Below are 18,040 nucleotides of genomic sequence, written 5' to 3'. Positions count from 1 at the left end.
TGGGCCAGTGGCCCGGTCGGGGCCGGGCAAGTGGGGCGCGGCTACCGTGCTCCGCGGTGACGACGTTCCTCGTCGAGCGCCCGGCCTGGTTGCTGGTGACGCTGGCCCTCGCGCTGTTCGCGGGGTCGGCCGTCGTCGCCCGGGCGGCGATGGTGCGGGCCATCACCGGAGCGGCCCGGGAGCAGGCGGCCACGGTGGCCGGGCCGCTGATGCCGGCGCTGGGCGCCGCCTTCGGGGTGCTGGTCGCCTTCACGATCGGTTCGGAGTGGGTGGTGCTGCGGGCCGCGCAGGACGACGTGGCTGCCGAGGCCGCAGCCGCGTCGCGCCTGGCGTGGGCGTCGACGTCGCCCGGCGTGGAGACGGGGGCGGTCGTCGACGCCCTGGTCGTCTACCTGGGCGTCTCGGCAGACACCGAGTTCAGCGGCGACGCCACGCAGACGGGCAGTGCCGAGGCGTTCGCCGAGCTGGGTGAGCTGGAGCGCACGGTCCGGGCCCAGGTCTCCCGGCCCGGTGTCCCCGCGGCCGCGTCGTCGGAGCTCCTCGCCTCGCTCGACGCGCTCACCACGGCCCGCCGGGACCGCTTCGCCGCCGCCGGGCGGCGGTTCCTCGGCCTGGTGCTCGCCCTCCTGGTGGTGTCCGGCCTCGCGCTCGTCGCCGACTCCGTCGCCCTCACCCTCCGCTTCGGGCGGCGGGTCGCCCTGCTCGTGGCCGGGCTGGTCGCGGTGGTGGCGATGAGCATCGCCACCATCCTCGCCATCAGCGCCCCCTTCCGCGGGTCCTTTTCGGTGCGGCCCGAGCCGATCAGGCAGGTGATCGCCGGTCTGGACGCCGGCCTGATCGCCGGCCCTCGCGCCTGACCGACGCGGGGCGGTCGTCGCTCAGCGGCGGTCGTCGGGCGGGATGGTGCTCGGGCCCACGTGGGCGTCGAGCCAGGCGTTCGTGGCCGCGCCGTCCCGCCACACGCGCACGATCCGGTCGCGGGCGCGGGCGGTGTGCAGCCAGGGCGCCGGCGCGAACGTGCGTCCGATCGTGAGCCCCTTGTGGCGCAGGAACCGGACGCGGGGATGGTCCTTCGGCCAACCCCGCGGGGCGGTCTTCAGCGCCTCGCCGCCCACCGAGCAGCCCCGGCGCTCGACGGCCTCGACCGCGCCCACCAGCTCGGGCCCCGTGGTGTCGTCGGCGACCGCCCGGCGGAAGCGCTGCAGCTGGTCGCTCGCCATCTGGTGGTAGCCGGTGCCGACGAACAGCCCCTCGGCCGAGATCGCCACGTAGTAGATCGAGCCCCCCTCGCCCTCGGTCACCGCCCCCTGCTGGGTCTTGTACGGCGACGTGTCGGTGCTGAAGCGGACGTCGCGGTTGGGCCTGAACAGGTGCAGGGGCCCGAACTCCTCCGCCACCGACTCCGCCAGGGCGAGCATCGGCTCGCGGACCGACTCGTGGTACACGGCTCTGTGGGCCGTGAAGTACGCCTTCGAGTTGTCGGCCTCGAGGCCGGCGTAGAACGCGAGCGCCTCGGCCGGCCAGCCGGTGAACCGTGCCCCCATGGCGCCATGATGGCGCGCCCGCGGTCGGGCCGCTCGGGAGGCCGGCCCGGGGCCGACGCCGGGCCGACGGTCGCCTGCGACCCCGCCCGGCCCGTACGCTCCGCTGGTGGACTTCGAGCTGCCGCGGGACGACGATGCCCGCCGCCTGGCCGTGCGAGCGTGGCTGGCCGACCACCCGTCGCCGACCGGCCGGGAGCTGGCCGAGGCCGGCTACGTCGTGCCGCACTGGCCGCGCCCGTGGGGCATCGACGCCGATCCGGTGCACCAGCTGCTCGTCGACGAGGAGCTCGACCGCGCCGGCATCGCCCGGCCCGACAACCCCATCGGGATCGGGTGGGCCGGCCCCACGATCCTGCATGCCGGGTCCGAGGAGCAGAAGCGCCGGTGGCTGCCGGGGCTGCTCGCGGCCGACACCTACTGGTGTCAGCTGTTCAGCGAGCCGGAGGCGGGGAGCGACCTCGCCAACCTGCGCACCCGTGCGGTCCGCGACGGCGGCGAGTGGGTGATCAACGGATCCAAGCTGTGGTCGAGCTACGCCGACCACAGCGACTTCGGGATCCTGTTGGCCCGCACCGATCCGGCGGCGCCGAAGCACCGGGGGATCTCCTACTTCGTGCTGCCGATGGATCGCCCCGGGATCGACATCCGCCCCGTGATCGAGATGACCGGCGGCCGGCACTTCAACGAGTGCTTCTTCACCGACGTGCGGATCCCCGCCGACCACCTGGTGGGCGAGGAGCACGACGGATGGCGCCTGGCCAAGGTCACGCTGGCGAACGAGCGGGTCTCGCTCTCGACCGGCGGTGCGCTCTGGGGCCTGGGCCCCACGTCGGGGGACTTCCTCGACCTGGTGCGGGCCGCCGGCGGGGTGGCCGACCCGCTGCTGCGGCGCCGGGTCGCGCAGGTGCACGTCGAGGCCACGATCCTGCGCCTGCTCGGGTACCGCGTCCTCACGGCCATGGTGCACGGCGAGACGCCGGGCCCCGAGGCGTCCGTGAAGAAGCTCCTCGCCGACGAGCACGGGCAGCGGCTGATGGAACTGGCCAAGGATCTCGCCGGCGCGGGTGGCATGCTCACCGACGCCGGGCCACTCGGCACCGAGGTCGCGGAGTGGCACTGGGGCTACCTGTTCAGCCGAGCCCTCACCATCGGTGGTGGCACCGGCGAGGTGCAGCGCAACATCATCGGCGAGCGCATCCTCGGCCTCCCCCGCGGGTAGTCGTCGCCCCCTCGTCTCGACGAGCCACCGGGAGGTGGCGATGGTGCAGGGATCCTCGGTTCGCGCGACCGCGCTCGGCGCAGTGCTGGGCGGGGCGGTGGGCGCGGTGGTGGGCGCGGTGGTGGTCGGCGTGGGGGTCTCGGTCGTGCTGGCGGCCGCGGGGTTCCTCGCCGGGGGCGACGAGGGCTTCGGCCAGGCCGACGCGCGCCGAGCCGACGTGCTGCTGCTCGTGGCCACCCTGGTGGGAGCGGTCGTCTCCAGCGCGGTCGGTGCGGTGCTGATGGGCTCGGCCCGGCGCCGCCGGCTCGGCCCGGGCGTGGGCGCGGGCGGGCCGGGCGCGCCGCCGCCGTGACCCGGGCGGGCCGGCGGCGGTCGGGGGCGTCGCTCAGCCGGCCGCCTTCCGAGCGGCGCGGTCGGCGGCGGCCAGCGCGGCGGGGGCGTCGAGCCGGCCGGCGACGGCCTCGTGCAGCGGGGGCCACGCCGCTGCCTCCACCGCGCCCAGGCGGGCCAGCGGGAGCGCCGGCACCACGTAGTGCGCTGCGGTCTCGAGCACGATCGCGATGCGCCGGGCGTCGCTGGCGTCGGCCGGCACCTCGGCCGCGGCCGCGCCGACGTGTGCGGCCGGCAGCCCCTCGGCCAGGTCGTGCCGGGCGGCCTCGGCCCCGGCCAGGACGTCCAGGGCGCTGACCGCGGCATCCACGTCGCGAGCGCCGCGGGGGACCACCCAGGCCAGGCCCCGGGCCCAGGACCGCCGGCCGGCCGGGCCGGCCGGCACCAGGTGCGGGTCGAGGTGCTCGTAGGCGGGGCCGGCGCGGAGCACGGGCGTGGCGCCGGCCCAGACGCCGGCCAGGGCCAGGCGGCCCTCGGCCAGCTCCACGGCGACGGTCTCGTCGTCCCACCCGGCCAGGGCCGGGCCCGCCGGCGCCGCGATGCGCAGCAGCAGGTCGAGGGCCTGCTCGCCCTCCGGTGTGGCCAGCGTCGGCCGGAGCTCGTCGTCGACCAGACGGCCCCCGTGGCTGGTGACCAGCTTGGCGAACACCTGGAACAGGGCGGGACCGGTCCCCGGCACGCCCGCGACCAGCCCGGACAGGGCCAGCTCGGCCCAGCTCTCCGGTGGATGGGGTGCCTGGTCGCGACGAGCCCACCACAGGCGGACGTCGAACGTGCGAGGCAGCGCCAGCAGCCGCCCGCCCACCTGGCATCGGCGCACCGCCGCGGGCGCCAGGCCGCCCACGACGAGGGGATCGACGAGGCCGTCGAGCGACCGCGGCGCGACCGGGCCGCCCCGCACGGCGTCGAGGGACACGCAGGCCAGGTCGGCCGGTGTCCCCTCGGGGAGGATGGTGGCGGCGATGCCCACCTCGCCGAGCACGCGGGCCACGCCGCGCCGGGCGGTGCCCGACGGCAGGGCGACGCGGAGGGGCGGCGTGCTCATGGCCGGACCGGGCCGCAGGGTGCCGGTGCCACGTCAGCCCTCCCCGCCGAGGTGGGCGAGCAGCTCCTGGATTCGCAGCTCTCCGTCTCGCGTCTGGGCGCCCAGCTCCAGGGCCCGCCTCATGAGCTGGCGGGCCTCGTCGGTCACGACCAGCTCGCCGAACAGCCGCGCCTCCTCGGCCAGGCCGTCATCCCACGCCGGGCCGGCGGCGTCGACGGATCGCTTCGCCGCGGCCACCGCCCCGGCGGGGAACGAGGCGATGCGGCGGCACAGCCGGTCGACGAACCGGTCCAGCCCGTCCGCCGGGAGCGTCCGGTTCACCCATCCCCAGCGCTCGGCCAGCCCGGCGTCGACGTCGTCGCAGCCCACCACCACCTCGAGGGCCCTCGCCCGCCCCAACAGCCGGGTGAGGCGCTGGGTGCCGCTGCCGCCGGGCAGGATGCCCAGGGCGACCTCGGGCTGGCTGAACACGGCCGTGTCGGCCGCGATCCGCAGATCGCAGGACAGGGCCAGCTCGCTGCCGCCGCCGCCCACGCGACCCTCGATGACCGCGATCGTGATCGCCGGCATGGTGCGGAACAGCTCGACCAGCCCGTGGAAGCCGCGCACGATCTCGGCCGCCCGCCCCGCGTCGCGGGGGAACCCGAGCAGCGTCTCGAGGTCGGCGTGGGCGATGAAGAACTCGGCCAGCGCGCTCCGGAGCACGACGACGCGGACGTCGGGGTCGGCGCCGGCCGCGGTGGCCAGCCGGAACAGGTCGCCGATCAGGGCGTCGTCGAGCAGGTTGACGGGAGGATGGTCGATGACCGCGGTGACCACGCCGGCCTCGCGGTGCACCTGCAGCGCTTCGTACTCGTCGTGCTCCACGTGGCGCTCCTCGCCCGATCGGCGACGAACGCTACCTCCGCCCGGCCCACCTGGTCGGCACCGTGCCGCGGGCACTCGTTGGGCCGGTCAGGCCTGGGGCGGCGGCTCGGGCGAGGTCGGTCCGGCCGTCGTCGGCTCGGCGGGGGCGGCTGCTGCCGCCAGCGGAGCGGCCGGGGCGGCGGCGGGTCCCCCGGCGCGGACGCGCCAGATCGCCACGGCCGCCATGCCGAGCCCGTAGACGGCTGCGCCCGCTCCCACCAGGCCACCGAACAGGGGGAGCAGCTCCACCGCACGCAGGATGGCCCATCCGACGAGGAAGGCGAGGAACGGCGACGTGGCGGGCTTCAGGATGACCTGCCCGACGAAGTACGCGCCGATCACGTAGCCGAGGGCGTACACCAGGCCGAGGGCCAGCAGCACGCCGATGCCGAGGGGCAGCCCCACGACGGTGACGAGCAGCAGCACCCCGGCCACCGGCAGCCCCACGGCCACGGCCAGGCCCAGCCCGATGGAGGCGCCCACCGACGTGCGGCCGGCGTCGGCCAGCGCAGCGGCTCCGCGCCGGCTCAGCGCGACCAGCAGGAGCAGCCCGAGGAGCAACGTCGAGACCGTGACGGCGATCCAGAGCAGGATGAGGCTGATCCAGCCGAACGCGCTCGACCACTTCGTCACGTCGACGCGGTTGACCGACCCGCCCACGGTGGCGCCGTCGGCGATGACGGCCCGCCGCGACGAGGTGATGTCGCCGCCCACCGACGCGCCCTCCTCGAGCCGCACCCGGCCTCGCAGGCTGATCACGCTCTCCTCGACGGTGCCGCGGACGACCACGTCGCCGCGCACCACGAACACGCTGCCGCGCACCGTGCCCTCGACCGAGACGTCGCCCCTGATCACCACGATCGAGTCGACGTCGGCGTCGGCGCCCAGATCGACGTCGCCGCTGATGACCACGATCGAGTCGTCGTCCGAGGAGCTCGGGGCCCCGACCTGGGCCCAGGCCGGGCCGCCGACGGCCGTCACCGCCCCGACCACGACGAGGGCTGCCAGGGCTCGGGCGACGATCCTCATGCACCGATCATCCGCCAGTCGGGGGGCCCAGGCAACGCTCGCGGCGAGGGTTAACCTGACGTCCATCGCCCGAATCGCAGGGGGGACGGATGCGGCTCAGCATGCAGCTCAGCTACGCCGGCGGCTTCGGGGAGGCGGCCGACCAGGTCGCCGCCCTGGAGAAGGCCGGTCTCGACATGGTCTGGGTGGCCGAGGCCTACGGCTTCGACGCCCCCAGCCTGATGGGCTACCTGGCGGCCCGCACCGACACGGTCGAGATCGCGAGCGGCATCCTGCCGGTCTACACCCGCACGCCGACCCTGCTCGCCATGACGGCGGCCGGCATCGACGCGCTCTCCGGGGGGCGCTGCGTGCTGGGTCTGGGAGCATCGGGCCCACAGGTCATCGAGGGCTTCCACGGCGTGCCCTACGACGCCCCGATCGGGCGGACCAGGGAGATCATCGAGATCTGCCGGTCGGTCTGGCGCCGCGATCGGGTCACCTACGACGGTCGCTACTACACCCTGCCGCTCCCCGCCGACCGCGGGACCGGGTTGGGCAAGCCGCTGAAGATGATCACCCACCCCGTTCGCGACCGGATCCCCATCTACGTGGCCTCGCTGGGTCCGAAGAACGTGGAGGCCACGGCCGAGCTGGCCGACGGATGGCTGCCCCTGCTCTTCGAGCCGGAGCGGGCCGGGGACGTGTGGGGCGACGATCTGGCCGCCGGCCGGGCCAAGCGGCCCGCTGACCTGGGGCCGCTCGAGGTCGTGGCCGGTGGGATGGTGGCGGTGGTGGACGACCCCGACGAGGCCGGCCGGCTGCGCGACCTGGGCCGTCCCATGGCCGCGCTGTACGTGGGCGGCATGGGTGCCCGCGGCCGCAACTTCTACAACTCGCTGTTCCGGCGCTACGGCTACGAGGCCGAGGCCGAGCTCATCCAGGACCTGTACCTGTCGGGCAAGAAGGCCGAGGCGGCCGCGGCGGTGCCGGCCGGCTTCCTGGAGGCCTCCTCGCTGATCGGCCCGGAGGGCTTCGTGCGCGAGCGCATCGAGGCCTACCGGGAGGCCGGCGTGACGGTGCTCAACATCGCCCCCGTCGGCCCGGATCCGGTGAAGCTGGTCGAGCAGGTGAGGGCCTGGGCGGCGTGAGCCGCACGTGGAGGCGGCCGCTCAGGGGAGGGCCGCTGCCAGCCGCTCGCTGATCCGGCGGCACACCGGGTCGGCGGCGAAGGCCGGGCCCAGCGGGTCGGGGCCGTCGCCGCCCACCAAGGGGAGCGTCAGTTGGGCGCGCACGTCCGCGACCGTGCCCGGCACGGCGGCGCCGACGGCCGCCTCGACCTCGGTGGCGGCCGCCCGGAGCGACGCGGCGCGCTCGGTGAGCTGGTCCCGCACGCCGAGCACGGCGTCGCCGTCGGTGTCCGCCGGGACGCCGGCCCGGGCCAGGTCGTCGGCCAACCGTTCGGCGGACTCGGCCGACCGGCGCAGGGCCGTGGCCGTCGGCGCCGGCTCGGACCCGGCGCCGGGCGCCTCCCACGCCGCTGCCATGGCCGACCCGGCGGTGTCCCACGAGGTGCACACCCGTTCGGCGTACGCGGCCGGGTCGAGCGCCTTGGAGCTGTGGTCGTGGATGAACAGGTACCAGAGGGCGAACCCGATCGCCCCGGCGAGCACGGCCCACACCGCACGCAGGCCCCAGCTCCCGGCCGCGGTGCCGGACGGGGAGGCAGGGTCGGGTGCGCCGGCCGGCGTCGGCTGGGTCGCGGGCCCTTGCTCGGCCACGGCGGGGGCGCCCCCTACCGGGCCGAGCGCAGGGAGCCGATGCGGTCGATGACCGCGTCGGCCTCGGCGACGAAGCGCCGCACCAGCTCGCCGGCCGGGACCAGGGTCTCGATCGCACCGACCCCCTGACCGCACGGCATGAACTCGCGGCTCGGGTCGACGGCCTCGCGGTCGCCGGCGCCCAGATGGTTGACGCCGTCCTCGATCGACCTGCGGGCCTGCTGCGGGAAGGGCTGCAGCTGGTCGGGGTGGTCGTCGAAGTGCTGGGTGTAGCTGGTGCGCACGACCCGGCACGTCTTGCCGGTGTACGCCCGGCTCACGGTGGTGCCGTCCTCGGCCAGGGCGAGGAGGGTCTCCTTGTAGCCACGCACGGCCCGCGCCTCGGGGGTGGCGATGAAGCGGGTGCCGACCCAGACCCCGTCGGCGCCGAGGGCGAGGGCGGCCGCCAGGCCCCGCCCGTCGAACAGCCCGCCGGCGGCGACGACCGGGACCCGGTCGCCGACGGCGTCGACCACCTGGGGGACGAGCGCCATGGTCGCCACCTGGCCGGTGTGGCCGCCGGCCTCGGTTCCCTGGGCCACGACCAGGTCGCACCCGGCGGCAACGGCGTTGACGGCGTGGCGGACCTTGCCGCACATGCTCGCCACCAGCACGTTGTGGCCGTGGCACAGGTCGACGACGTCGCGCGGGACCCCGAGCCCGGCCACGAACACCCTGGCCCCGCCGTCGATGACCTTCTGCACCTGGGCCACCAGATCGCCGGGCATGGCCGTGAGCAGGTCGACCCCGAAGGGCTTGTCGGTGAGGCTGCGGACGGCAGCCATCTCCGTCACCATCAGGTCGCCGCCCATGGTGGAGGCGCCGAGGCAGCCGAAGCCGCCCGCCTCGGACACCGCGGCCACCAGCTGGTGGTAGCTCACGCCCCCCATCCCCGCCAGCATCACGGGATGCTCCACCTCGAGCACGTCGGTGAGCCGGGTGCGCATGGTCCCCCCACAGGTCGGTCGACGGGTGCGCGCGCATGCTAGCGAGGCGGCTGCGCACCCCCGCCCGGTTCCCGGGGGGAGAGGGACCGGGCGGGGGTGCGCCCCTGCCGGCGGCCGGACGTCCCACACGTCGAGCCGACCGACGGCTGCAGCGTACGGTCCGGACGTTTCGGGTCGATGTCGTCGGCGTGAACGTCGCAGAACCGGTGGGCAGCCGGTCAGCGCCGGTAGGCGCCGGGTCCTCGGAGAACGTGGCGGTGCCAGCGCGACGGGGTGACCGCGAGGGCGCGCGGCTCGTCTTCGAACAGCCAGCGAGCGAAGCGGCGTCGCGTCCACGGCGTGAGCGCGGCGAGCCGGATCGCGCCCTCGGCTCCGCGCCGATGGGCCAGCAGGCGCACCACCACGGTCGACAGGCGGTGGTCGGCGGCGAGCGCGCCCCGGACTCGCCCCTCGTAGGTGGCGGCCGCCCGCGCCGGGCGCAGGGCCCCGGCCTCCGCGATGGCCCGGGCGGCCAGCGCGCCGGTGAGGAGAGCCTGGCCGATGCCCTCGCCGGTGAGCGGGTCGGTGGCGGCGGCGGCGTCGCCGACGAACAGCGCCCTCCCCCCGGCGGCGGTGAGGGGGACGCCCTCGACGCGGGCCGGGATGGGCCACGCCTTGTGCGTGCCGTCGAGGACGGCGTCGGCTCCGAGCACCGCCCGCACGTGGGCGCGGCCCAACAGATCGGGCCAGAGGGCGGCCATGTCGCGGGTGCGCCAGCGCCCGCCCCGCTGGATGCCGAAGCCCACGTTGGCCCGCCCGTCGGGGAGCGGGAACGACCACGCGAAGCCGGGCAGGAGGTCGGGCTCGTACCAGACCCAGAGGCGGCGAGCCTCGGGGCCGGTGTTCGTGACGTACTGCCGGAAGGCGTGCCACTCGCCGCGGTAGCCCTCGACGCCGGCGCCGAGCGCACGCCGCAGCGGCGACCAGATGCCGTCGGCGCCGACTGCGTAGCGCGCCCCGACCGCACCGAGCCCCGCGACCTCGAGCACGATCCGGTCGGGCTCGACCCGGGCGGCAGTGAGGGCGTGGCCGTCGGCGACCTTGACGCCCTCGCCCCGGGCCAGGTCGAGCAGGGCCGCGTCCAGCTCGATCCGGGGGGCCACGGCCGCGAACAGGCCGAGGTCGCGGGGGAGCGGGAAGGCCGCGATCCGCCCGGACGGCGCCCGGATGCAGGCCTCGGCGATCGGCGTCCACGACGGGATCATCCCGGGGTCGAGCCCCAGCTGTTCGAGCAGGCGCAGGGCGGCCACCGTGAGGCCGTCGCCACAGCACTTGTCGCGGGGGAACCGGGCCCGGTCCACCAGCACGACGTGGCGCCCGGCGCGGGCGAGCGTGATGGCGGCGGCGGCCCCGGCGGGGCCACCGCCGACGACGGCCACGTCGGCGGTCAGCACGCCGTCGAGGCTAGGAGCGAGGGGAGGGGTCCTCCAAGGCGCGCCGGTCGCGCGCGCTGGGCCCGGACGCGGCCGGGGTCGGATCGTCGGAGCCCGGGAGGCGGAGCACCTCGGGGCGGTGCGCGCTGGGGTGGCGCCCGGCGCTGGGGTGGCGGCCGACGCTGGGCCCGGCCACGACCCCGCGCCGGACGAGCTCGGCTCCGAGCGTGCCCGGAGGAGGGGCGCGCCGCCCGGCCCACGGGTCGGCGGCGCGTGCCGCGGCCGCGGCCAGTGCGAACCAGTCGGCGCCGGGGACGACGCTGCACAGGGAGCTGGGCGCGAGCGCCGGGTGGGTCCGGCCGTCCTCGAGCCCGTCGACGAGCCCGACCCCGCAGCCGAGGAGGGCAGCCAGCCCGGCGCGATCCACCCGGAGCCGCCCCCTGCTCGCGACCAGGGTGGCGGCGAAGGCCGGCCAGTCGTGCCCGGAGGCGGACAGGCGTGCGGTGAGGACGCGCACCGCGGTGTCGCCCCCGCTCGCCGCCCGAGCCGCCTGGGCCGGCGCCACCGCCCTCAGGGCGCTCATGCCGCCCGCACCCCGGCGGCCGGGCCGAGCAGCGGGAGGTCGGCCAGATCGGCGAACCGGTGGTCGGAGCGGCTGAGCGCGACGAGGCGGGCCCGCACCCGGGACACCGCCTTGCGCACGGCCGGGGGCCGCATGCCGAGCTCGCGAGCCACGGTGTGCGAGGGCGACGGATCGCCCTGGCGCTCCTGCATGCGGTAGCGGAGCACCAGCTCGGCGTCGCGCCGGCTGGCCACCAGGCGCAGGGCCTCGGCGAGGAGCCCCACCGCCCGGCCACCGCCGGCGGCCAGGCGCTGGAGCTGCTCGAGGGCGTCGCCGTCGCGGTCGCGCCAGGCCGCGGGCTCGGCTGCGTCGGGGAGCCGATCGACGTCGAGCTCGACGCCGTAGGTGCCCACCTCGCGGGCGACGAGCGCCCCGACCAGCCGGCCGGCCCAGACCCAGGGGAGCGCACCGCCCGGATCCCACGACGGGGCCCGGGGGACCAGGTCGAGGCAGAGCTCGAGGGCCAGGGCGTCGACCTCGTCGGCGGCCAGGCGGGCCCCCTGGCGGGTGGCGGCCCGCCGCACCGCGGCCCGGATGGCGGTGCCGAACTGCTCGTGCAGGGCCACGGCCGCGGCCTGGTCGCCCGTCGCCATCCACGCCATGATGCCCGCCAGCGTGGTGCGGGTCTCGTCGTCCACGGGCCCCTCCTCTCTCACGGCCCGTCGGCATCCCCGGGGCCTGCCCGGGGTCTGCCGCCGACCTCCGACCGTCACTCTGACGAGGGGGTGTGTCACCTTCCCGGGCCGGGAGCGGGCGCCGGCCGGGGCCGCGGTCCGGTGCCATGATGAGCGGCGGTTCCGGCCCACGGGGGGCCGGCGGGGGGGAGCAGCCGATGAACGGCATCTGCGAGGGCCGGGTCGCGATCGTCACCGGGGCCGGTCGGGGGATCGGGCGGGAGCACGCCCTCTCCCTGGCCCGGCAGGGCGCCAAGGTCGTGGTGAACGACCTCGGCGGCGAGATGGACGGGTCCGGCCGGTCGAGCGGGCCCGCCCAGGACGTCGTCGACGAGATCGTCGCCATGGGCGGCGCGGCGGTGGTGAACGGCGACGACGTCTCCGACTGGGAGGGCGCCCAGCGGCTGATCAACCAGGCCGTCGAGACCTTCGGGGGCCTCGACGTGGTGGTGAACAACGCCGGCATCCTCCGCGACCGGATGCTGACCAACATGACCGAGGACGAGTGGGACGCGGTGATGAAGGTGCACCTCAAGGGCACCTTCGGCCCCTCGCGCTGGGCCGCCGCGTACTGGCGTGAGCGGGCCAAGGCCGGCGAGGCCAACGACGGCCGCATCATCAACACCACGTCGGTCTCGGGCATCTACGGCAACCCCGGCCAGACCAACTACGGGGCGGCCAAGGCCGGCATCGCGGCCTTCACGGTCATCGCCGCCCGCGAGCTGAAGCGCTACGGCGTCACGGTGAACGCGGTCGCCCCCGCCGCCCTCACCCGCATGACCGAGGGGCTCGGGATGGGCCAGGGCGGCGACGAACAGCGCGAGCAGATGTCGCCCCGTTGGATCGCCCCCATCGTGACCTGGCTGGCCAGCTCCGAGTCGGCCTCGGTCACCGGCCGGGTGTTCGAGGCGTCCGGCGTGGTGCTCGCGGTCGCCGAGGGCTGGCACCGCGGCCCCACCACCGAGCCCGTCGACGACCCCACCGTGCTTGGGCCCATCGTCGAGCGGCTGCTGGCGTCCGCCCGCAAGAACGCCGGCATGGACGGCAACGACCTCGACTGAAGGAGGAGCTCCCCTTGCCCATCAACCCTGAAGCGGTCGGCGCCCGGTCCGACCCCGTCGAGTACACCTGGACCTCGAAGGACGCCCTCCTCTACGCCGTCGGCGTCGGTGCCGGCACCGGGGAGCTGGCCTTCACCACCGAGAACACCACCGACACGCCGCAGCGGGTGCTGCCCACCATGGCCGTGGTGCTCGGCTTCGGCACCGGCGGCGTGTTCGCCAAGGTCGGCTCGTTCAACCCGGCCATGCTGGTCCACGGGCAGCAGGCCATCACCCTGCACCGGGAGATCCCGGTCGACGGCACGGTGCGCAACGTGGCCGAGATCGTCGGGGTCCACGACAAGGGCAAGGGGGCCCTCGTCGTGTCGGAGACGACGTCGACGCTCGTGTCCACCGGCGAGCCGCTGTTCACCAGCCGGTCGTCGGCCTTCATCCGCGGCGAGGGCGGCTGGGGCGGCGACCGTGGCCCGTCCGGCCCGGTCAACGAGCCCCCCGACCGGGAGCCCGACGACGTCGTCGGCTACCAGACCAGCCCCGATCAGGCCCTCATCTACCGGCTGTCCGGCGATCGCAACCCGCTGCACTCCGACCCGGCCTTCTCCGCCCTGGGCGGCTTCGACCGCCCGATCCTCCACGGGCTGTGCTCGTACGGGTTCACGGGCCGGGCGCTGCTGCACACGCTGTGTGACAGCGACCCGGCGCGGTTCCGCAGCATGGAGGGGCGCTTCTCGTCGCCGGTGTTCCCCGGCGACAGCCTCACCGTCCGCATCTGGCGCACCGGCGACGGCGAGGCCGTGTTCACCACGTCGCGCACCGGGCACCTGGGTGCCGTCGACCTCACGGTGATCGACCAGGGCCGCTGCACCTTCGCCTGATCCGGCCGGGCCGGGCCGGGGCGGCCGGTGCCGCTAGAAGAGGCGCAGGTCGCCCCGGTCGACCCCCCGCAGCTCGTCGTAGTCGACCTGCACGCAGCGGAGGCCCCGCTCGCCGGCCAGCACCCGCGCCTGGGGCGTGATGACCTGGGCCACGAACACACCCCGCACCGGTTCCAGGCGGGGATCGAGGCGGAGCCGCTCCACGTAGCGGGTGAGCTGCTCGACGCCGTCGATCTCCCCCCGCCGCTTCACCTCGACGGCGACGGTCGTGCCGTCGGCGTCGACGCACAGCAGGTCGACCGGGCCGATGTCGGTGGGGTACTCGCGGCGCACCAGGGTGACGCCCGGACCCATCACCTCGGGCCGCTCGGCGAGCAGCTCCTGCAGGTGCGCCTCAACGCCGTCCTTGCGGAGGCCGGGGTCGGCGCCCAGGTGGTGGCTCGAGTCGGTCAGGACCTCGTGGAGGGTGATGACGAGGCGCTCGCCCCTCGGGTTGGTGACGGTCCACCGCCCGTCGTCCTGCTCGAGGTGGTTGGGTGCGTTCATCCAGTTCAGCGGCTTGTAGGCGCCGCCGTCGGCGTGCACGGCGACGCATCCGTCGGCCTTCACCATGATGAGCCGGACGGCCCGCGGCAGGTGGGCGGTGAGGCGACCCTCGTAGTCGACCGAGCAGTCGGCGATCAGCAGGCGCACCCGGGCCCTCAGGTCCTGAGGGTGCGGCCGTGCTCGCGCAGGCGCCTGTTGATGAGGTCCCGGCGAGCCTGCAGCTCCCGGTACGTGAGCCGCTCGGTCGACGGGTCGACGCCGAAGCTGGCCTTCATGCCCGACAGGTCGATGGCGGTGGCGTCGACCTCCACCCCGATGTCGCGCGCCAGCCGGTCGGCGTGGGTCGTGGCGAAGTGCGTCGAGATCTCGGCGATCTCGGCGAACAGGTCGATCTCGGGGGCGAGGGTGGCGATGGCACCGTCGAGGAAGACCATGTTCTTGACGAAGAGCATGAGCTCCTTGGGCATCCGGGCGCCGTAGCCGAGCAGGGCCTTCACGGTGCGCTGGATCTCGGAGACCAGCTCCTCGGGGGTGAGGGTGGTGGGGTCGACCGAGGCCTGGTCGAGGCGCAGGTCGCGGATGACCGCGTCGAGGTCGGTGTCGGCCGGCAGCGCCCCCAGGTCGCGGAGCGCCGCGAGCTGGCCCGAGACGTCGTTCACCGTGCCGCCCACCAGCAGGCGCAGGAAGGCGAGCCGGCGGGGCTCGTCCAGCCGACCGGTGATCCCGAAGTCGAGCAGCGCGGTGCGTCCGTCCGGCCGCACGAACAGGTTCCCGCCGTGGAGGTCACCGTGGAAGACCCCGTAGAGCAGGGCGCCCTCCAGGAAGGCGACCATCCCGGTGCGGACCACGGCAGCGGTGTCGACGCCGGCCTCTCGCATGCCGGCCACGTCGTCGAAGGCGAAGCCGTCGAGGCGCTCCATCACCAGCACCCGCCGCGTGACCAGCTGCGGGTGGGGCCGGGGGATCACGTACCCCCGCTGGCCCAGCTCGGCGAGCACCGCGGCCAGGTCGAGCATGTTCTCGGCCTCGAGTCGGAAGTCGAGCTCCTCGACGATGGTCTCCGCGAACACCTCGACCAGCGCCGGCGGGTTCGCCAGGGCGGCGATCGGGATGCGGCCGACGAGGAACGGGGCCACCCACGACATGGCCCGCAGGTCGGCGCGCACGGTGCGGCCGATGTCGGGGCGCTGCACCTTCACGACCACGTCGCGGCCGGCGCCGTCGGCGATGTCGGTGCGGAGGACGGCCTCGTGCACCTGGGCGATCGAGGCCGCGGCCAGCGGGGTGGGGTTGAAGCTCGAGAACACCGCCTCGAGCGGCCGGGCCAGGTCGGCCTCGACCAGCGACCGGACGACGGAGAAGGGCTCGGCCGGAACCTGGTCGCGGCACAGCCGGAACTCGGCGACCAGCTCCTCCGGGAAGAGCCCCTCGCCGGACGAGATGATCTGCCCCAGCTTGATGTAGGTGGGGCCGAGGCGCTCGGCCGCCCGGCGGAGGCGCCGCGACACCCCGGCTCGCGAGGCGTCGCGCCCGTGGCGGCGGTCGATGGCCCACCATGCCGCGACGGCACCGCCCAGGTCGGCGGCAACCCGCACGACCCGCAGGCCCGGTGGCAGGCGGCGGGGTCGCGTCAGCTCGGGGACCTCGCCCCGGGTGGCGGCGCGCACCTGATCGAGACCGCGCCGCCAGGTGAGGCCGTCGCGGTCGAGGACCCAGGGCGGCTCGTCGGAGAAGGCTCCCCAGGTGACGTCGGTCGGGGCGGTCACGGCCGCGGCGCTACCGGGGCCGGGGCCGGGGCCGGAACCAGGCGGCGCATCGGGCGATTGTCGCACCGGCTGGACGGTACCGGGAACCGGGCGGGACCCCACCGCGGCCGGGCGGCACCGGGGCATCTCCCCCGCTACTGTGCCCGCGGCCCCGGCTGCGGGGGTGCCGGACGGTGGGCGCAGGGGAGGTGACCATGCCCCAGGGGTGGATCTGCGACAACCCACCGAGCGAGCGGTACCCGATCTCCACGCGGGGGGACATCGGCGGGTTCGACCCGGAGCCGGTCACCGCGAGATCGGTCACCGCGAGCTCGGTCACCGCGAGCGCCGTGATCGTGAGCCGCGCGCTCGGCATCCCGTGCGTCGTCTCCGTCACCGACGCCACCCGCCGCATCGCCGACGGGGCCACCGTCACCGTCGACGGGACCAACGGCACCGTGACCATCGCCTGACCTGGAGGATCCCGTGACCCTGCCCGACCGTTGGATCACCGATTGGGAGCCCAGCCCGCGGTTCCCCGTCTACACCCGGGCCAACGCCGGCGAGGTGCTCCCCGAGCCGGCGAGCCCGCTCGGCTGGACGTTGGTGTGGGAGCCCGGTGTGCTGCTGGGCTGGCGCGACGCCAACATCTCCTTCGGGACCTTCGACCCCGACGAGCTCGACGAGGTCCACCCGGAGGTGGTCGGCTCGTTCGGCGGCTACCTGTACATCGACGCGTCGACGGCCAGGGTGTTCGGCGTGCGGGCCCCGGGCATGAGCCCCGAGCTCATCGACGCCACGTACTTCGGCGACCACCCCGACGTGCCGCCCTACGTGCCCCGTCCGGACGACGAGAAGCCCGAGGCGACGGCCCGCGTGGCCGAGACCCTGGCGTGGGTCCTGACCGCCGACGACCTGCCGGAGCTGCGCGACGACCGCAGCCAGGGCGATCGGGCGCGGATCGAGCGCCCCGACCTGGCCCGCCTCACCGACGTCGAGCTGGTGCAGCGGGCCCGTGGGTTCGTGCCGTTGGTGCGGCGCCTCTTCGAGCGGCACCTCAGGGTGACGGCGGCGGCCTCGATCGGTCCGGGGGCGCTGGCCGCGGTCGCCGCCGCCGTCGGCGATCCCACCCTGCCGGTGCGCCTGGTGGCCGGGATCGGCGATGTCGACTCGGCCGCTCCCTCGTGGACGATGTGGGACCTCGGGCGCAAGGTGGCGTCGTCCCCGGAGCTGGGAGCCACCTTCGACGAGGGGATCGACGCCCTGCCCGCCCGCATCGCGGCCCTCGGCACCGCGGAGGCCGGCGCCTTCCTCTCCTCGTTCGACTCCTTCCTGGAGCGGTTCGGGTCGCGCGGCCCGAACGAATGGGACATCCGCTCGCACACCTGGGAGACCAGGCCGGAGCTGGCCCTCGCGGCCATCGACCGCATGCGCCTGGCCCCCGACGTCGAGTCGCCCCAGGCCCGCCACGACCGGCTGGTGATCGATCGAGAGCAGGCCACCGAGGGCGTGCGCGCCGCCCTGGCCGGTGTGCCCGAGGCGGCGGCCCAGTTCGAGGCCGCACTCCGCTCCTCCCACCTGTTCCTGGCCGGGCGCGAGCGGGCCAAGACCACGATCATCAAGGTCATCCACGAGGTGCGGATGGCGGTGTGGGAGCTCGGCCGGCGGGCCCATCAGGCCGGCTACCTGGCGAGCCCGCAGCAGATCTGCATGCTGCTCGACGCCGAGGTCGACGAGTTCGTGGCCGGCGCAGGGGCGCTCACGGCCACGGTGGCCGACCGCGAGCGGCAGTACCTCGAGCTGTTCGACCTCGAGCCGCCCTTCATCGTCAACGGCGTGGTGCCCCCCCTGACGCGGTGGCAGCGGCGCTCGGCGTCGGTGCTCCCCCCGCTGGCCGCCGGGGGCACGATCCAGGGCATGGCCGGCTGCCCGGGCGTGGCCGAGGGCCGGGCCCGGGTGGTGCTGGATCCGGCCGACCCGTCGGCGCTCGAGCCCGGCGACGTGTTGGTGGCGCCCCTCACCGATCCGGCGTGGACGCCGCTGTTCGTGCCGGCCGCGGCCGTGGTGGTCGACGTCGGCGCGCTGGTGAGCCATGCGGTGATCGTGAGCCGCGAGCTGGGCATCCCCTGCGTCGTGTCGGCCACAGCGGCCACCCGCACCATCCCGGACGGGGCGTGGGTGCGGGTCGACGGCACCAACGGCACGGTCACGGTGCTCTAGGCGACC

Annotated in this window: 19 protein-coding genes; 8 read left to right on the top strand and 11 right to left on the bottom strand. The window is 75.5% G+C overall.

Going from position 1 to position 18,040, the window contains the following annotated elements; translation table 11 throughout:
- Positions 1 to 56 precede the first annotated feature (56 nt).
- The gene (locus IPM45_05540; protein MBK9179027.1) at positions 57 to 857 is read left to right on the top strand and encodes a hypothetical protein; all 801 of its coding nucleotides are present in this window, start codon (positions 57 to 59) and stop codon (positions 855 to 857) included.
- Between the two features lie 21 nt (positions 858 to 878).
- Here IPM45_05540 and IPM45_05535 read toward each other — a convergent pair whose 3' ends face one another.
- A complete protein-coding gene (locus IPM45_05535) occupies positions 879 to 1,544 on the bottom strand; it encodes a DUF2461 domain-containing protein (GenBank protein ID MBK9179026.1) in 666 nt (221 codons plus the stop codon).
- A gap of 106 nt (positions 1,545 to 1,650) precedes the next feature.
- Between IPM45_05535 and IPM45_05530 the strand changes: the two genes are divergently transcribed.
- The gene (locus IPM45_05530; protein MBK9179025.1) at positions 1,651 to 2,763 is read left to right on the top strand and encodes an acyl-CoA dehydrogenase family protein; all 1,113 of its coding nucleotides are present in this window, start codon (positions 1,651 to 1,653) and stop codon (positions 2,761 to 2,763) included.
- 40 nt (positions 2,764 to 2,803) lie between these two features.
- The gene (locus tag IPM45_05525; protein ID MBK9179024.1) at positions 2,804 to 3,115 is read left to right on the top strand and encodes a hypothetical protein; all 312 of its coding nucleotides are present in this window, start codon (positions 2,804 to 2,806) and stop codon (positions 3,113 to 3,115) included.
- A gap of 33 nt (positions 3,116 to 3,148) precedes the next feature.
- Here the strand turns inward: IPM45_05525 and IPM45_05520 are convergent, their stop codons facing one another.
- From IPM45_05520 to IPM45_05510, 3 genes are all read right to left on the bottom strand, one after another.
- Positions 3,149 to 4,198 (bottom strand): extracellular solute-binding protein, encoded by a 1,050-nt coding sequence (locus tag IPM45_05520; protein ID MBK9179023.1) that lies wholly within the window; start codon positions 4,196 to 4,198, stop codon positions 3,149 to 3,151.
- A 33-nt stretch (positions 4,199 to 4,231) separates the two neighbouring features.
- Positions 4,232 to 5,065, bottom strand: coding sequence for an enoyl-CoA hydratase/isomerase family protein (locus tag IPM45_05515; protein ID MBK9179022.1), 834 nt, complete (start codon positions 5,063 to 5,065; stop codon positions 4,232 to 4,234).
- A gap of 87 nt (positions 5,066 to 5,152) precedes the next feature.
- Positions 5,153 to 6,133: a hypothetical protein gene (locus IPM45_05510; protein ID MBK9179021.1), complete on the bottom strand. Its 981-nt coding sequence runs from the start codon at positions 6,131 to 6,133 to the stop codon at positions 5,153 to 5,155.
- 89 nt (positions 6,134 to 6,222) lie between these two features.
- Here IPM45_05510 and IPM45_05505 point away from each other — a divergent pair, with 89 nt between their 5' ends.
- On the top strand, positions 6,223 to 7,263 hold the full coding sequence (locus IPM45_05505; protein MBK9179020.1) for an LLM class F420-dependent oxidoreductase: 1,041 nt from the start codon (positions 6,223 to 6,225) through the stop codon (positions 7,261 to 7,263).
- 21 nt (positions 7,264 to 7,284) lie between these two features.
- Here IPM45_05505 and IPM45_05500 read toward each other — a convergent pair whose 3' ends face one another.
- From IPM45_05500 to IPM45_05480, 5 genes are all read right to left on the bottom strand, one after another.
- Positions 7,285 to 7,893 carry a hypothetical protein gene (locus tag IPM45_05500; GenBank protein ID MBK9179019.1) on the bottom strand — a complete coding sequence of 203 codons (609 nt, stop codon included), beginning with the start codon at positions 7,891 to 7,893 and terminating at the stop codon, positions 7,285 to 7,287.
- A 14-nt stretch (positions 7,894 to 7,907) separates the two neighbouring features.
- Entirely contained in the window at positions 7,908 to 8,879 is a 972-nt protein-coding gene (locus IPM45_05495; GenBank protein MBK9179018.1) for a nitronate monooxygenase, read from the bottom strand.
- A gap of 218 nt (positions 8,880 to 9,097) precedes the next feature.
- Positions 9,098 to 10,312, bottom strand: coding sequence for a geranylgeranyl reductase family protein (locus IPM45_05490; GenBank protein MBK9179017.1), 1,215 nt, complete (start codon positions 10,310 to 10,312; stop codon positions 9,098 to 9,100).
- A gap of 10 nt (positions 10,313 to 10,322) precedes the next feature.
- Positions 10,323 to 10,874: a hypothetical protein gene (locus IPM45_05485; protein MBK9179016.1), complete on the bottom strand. Its 552-nt coding sequence runs from the start codon at positions 10,872 to 10,874 to the stop codon at positions 10,323 to 10,325.
- On the bottom strand, positions 10,871 to 11,551 hold the full coding sequence (locus IPM45_05480) for a hypothetical protein (protein MBK9179015.1): 681 nt from the start codon (positions 11,549 to 11,551) through the stop codon (positions 10,871 to 10,873). Before IPM45_05480 ends, IPM45_05485 begins: the two co-directional genes overlap by 4 nt.
- Before the next feature lie 194 nt (positions 11,552 to 11,745).
- Between IPM45_05480 and IPM45_05475 the strand changes: the two genes are divergently transcribed.
- On the top strand, positions 11,746 to 12,648 hold the full coding sequence (locus IPM45_05475) for an SDR family NAD(P)-dependent oxidoreductase (GenBank protein MBK9179014.1): 903 nt from the start codon (positions 11,746 to 11,748) through the stop codon (positions 12,646 to 12,648).
- A gap of 14 nt (positions 12,649 to 12,662) precedes the next feature.
- Positions 12,663 to 13,523 (top strand): MaoC family dehydratase N-terminal domain-containing protein, encoded by an 861-nt coding sequence (locus IPM45_05470; GenBank protein ID MBK9179013.1) that lies wholly within the window; start codon positions 12,663 to 12,665, stop codon positions 13,521 to 13,523.
- Positions 13,524 to 13,556: 33 nt separating this feature from the next.
- Here IPM45_05470 and nucS read toward each other — a convergent pair whose 3' ends face one another.
- Together nucS and IPM45_05460 are read right to left on the bottom strand one after the other, a co-directional pair.
- On the bottom strand, positions 13,557 to 14,216 hold the full coding sequence (gene nucS, locus IPM45_05465) for an endonuclease NucS (GenBank protein MBK9179012.1): 660 nt from the start codon (positions 14,214 to 14,216) through the stop codon (positions 13,557 to 13,559).
- 8 nt (positions 14,217 to 14,224) lie between these two features.
- Positions 14,225 to 15,961 (bottom strand): AarF/ABC1/UbiB kinase family protein, encoded by a 1,737-nt coding sequence (locus IPM45_05460; protein ID MBK9179011.1) that lies wholly within the window; start codon positions 15,959 to 15,961, stop codon positions 14,225 to 14,227.
- A 68-nt stretch (positions 15,962 to 16,029) separates the two neighbouring features.
- Between IPM45_05460 and IPM45_05455 the strand changes: the two genes are divergently transcribed.
- Both IPM45_05455 and IPM45_05450 read left to right on the top strand, forming a co-directional pair.
- Entirely contained in the window at positions 16,030 to 16,287 is a 258-nt protein-coding gene (locus tag IPM45_05455; GenBank protein ID MBK9179010.1) for a hypothetical protein, read from the top strand.
- Between the two features lie 34 nt (positions 16,288 to 16,321).
- Entirely contained in the window at positions 16,322 to 18,034 is a 1,713-nt protein-coding gene (locus IPM45_05450; protein ID MBK9179009.1) for a phosphoenolpyruvate-utilizing protein, read from the top strand.
- Positions 18,035 to 18,040 lie beyond the last annotated feature (6 nt).

Source organism: Acidimicrobiales bacterium (genome assembly GCA_016716005.1).
Taxonomy (GTDB): Bacteria; Actinomycetota; Acidimicrobiia; order Acidimicrobiales; family JADJXE01; genus JADJXE01.
The sequence above is the reverse complement of the archived record's forward strand: the minus strand, read 5'-3'. Positions and strand labels throughout refer to the sequence as shown.

Bases quoted from the DNA above. Each gene is read 5' to 3' on its own strand.
- IPM45_05455 (MBK9179010.1), top strand. From the start codon at position 16,030: ATGCCCCAGGGGTGGATCTGCGACAACCCACCGAGCGAGCGGTACCCG.
- IPM45_05485 (MBK9179016.1), bottom strand. From the start codon at position 10,874: ATGAGCGCCCTGAGGGCGGTGGCGCCGGCCCAGGCGGCTCGGGCGGCG.
- IPM45_05460 (MBK9179011.1), bottom strand. From the start codon at position 15,961: ATGCCCCGGTGCCGCCCGGCCGCGGTGGGGTCCCGCCCGGTTCCCGGT.
- IPM45_05495 (MBK9179018.1), bottom strand. From the start codon at position 8,879: ATGCGCACCCGGCTCACCGACGTGCTCGAGGTGGAGCATCCCGTGATG.
- IPM45_05520 (MBK9179023.1), bottom strand. From the start codon at position 4,198: ATGAGCACGCCGCCCCTCCGCGTCGCCCTGCCGTCGGGCACCGCCCGG.
- IPM45_05510 (MBK9179021.1), bottom strand. From the start codon at position 6,133: ATGAGGATCGTCGCCCGAGCCCTGGCAGCCCTCGTCGTGGTCGGGGCG.
- IPM45_05525 (MBK9179024.1), top strand. From the start codon at position 2,804: ATGGTGCAGGGATCCTCGGTTCGCGCGACCGCGCTCGGCGCAGTGCTG.
- IPM45_05475 (MBK9179014.1), top strand. From the start codon at position 11,746: ATGAACGGCATCTGCGAGGGCCGGGTCGCGATCGTCACCGGGGCCGGT.
- IPM45_05535 (MBK9179026.1), bottom strand. From the start codon at position 1,544: ATGGGGGCACGGTTCACCGGCTGGCCGGCCGAGGCGCTCGCGTTCTAC.
- IPM45_05505 (MBK9179020.1), top strand. From the start codon at position 6,223: ATGCGGCTCAGCATGCAGCTCAGCTACGCCGGCGGCTTCGGGGAGGCG.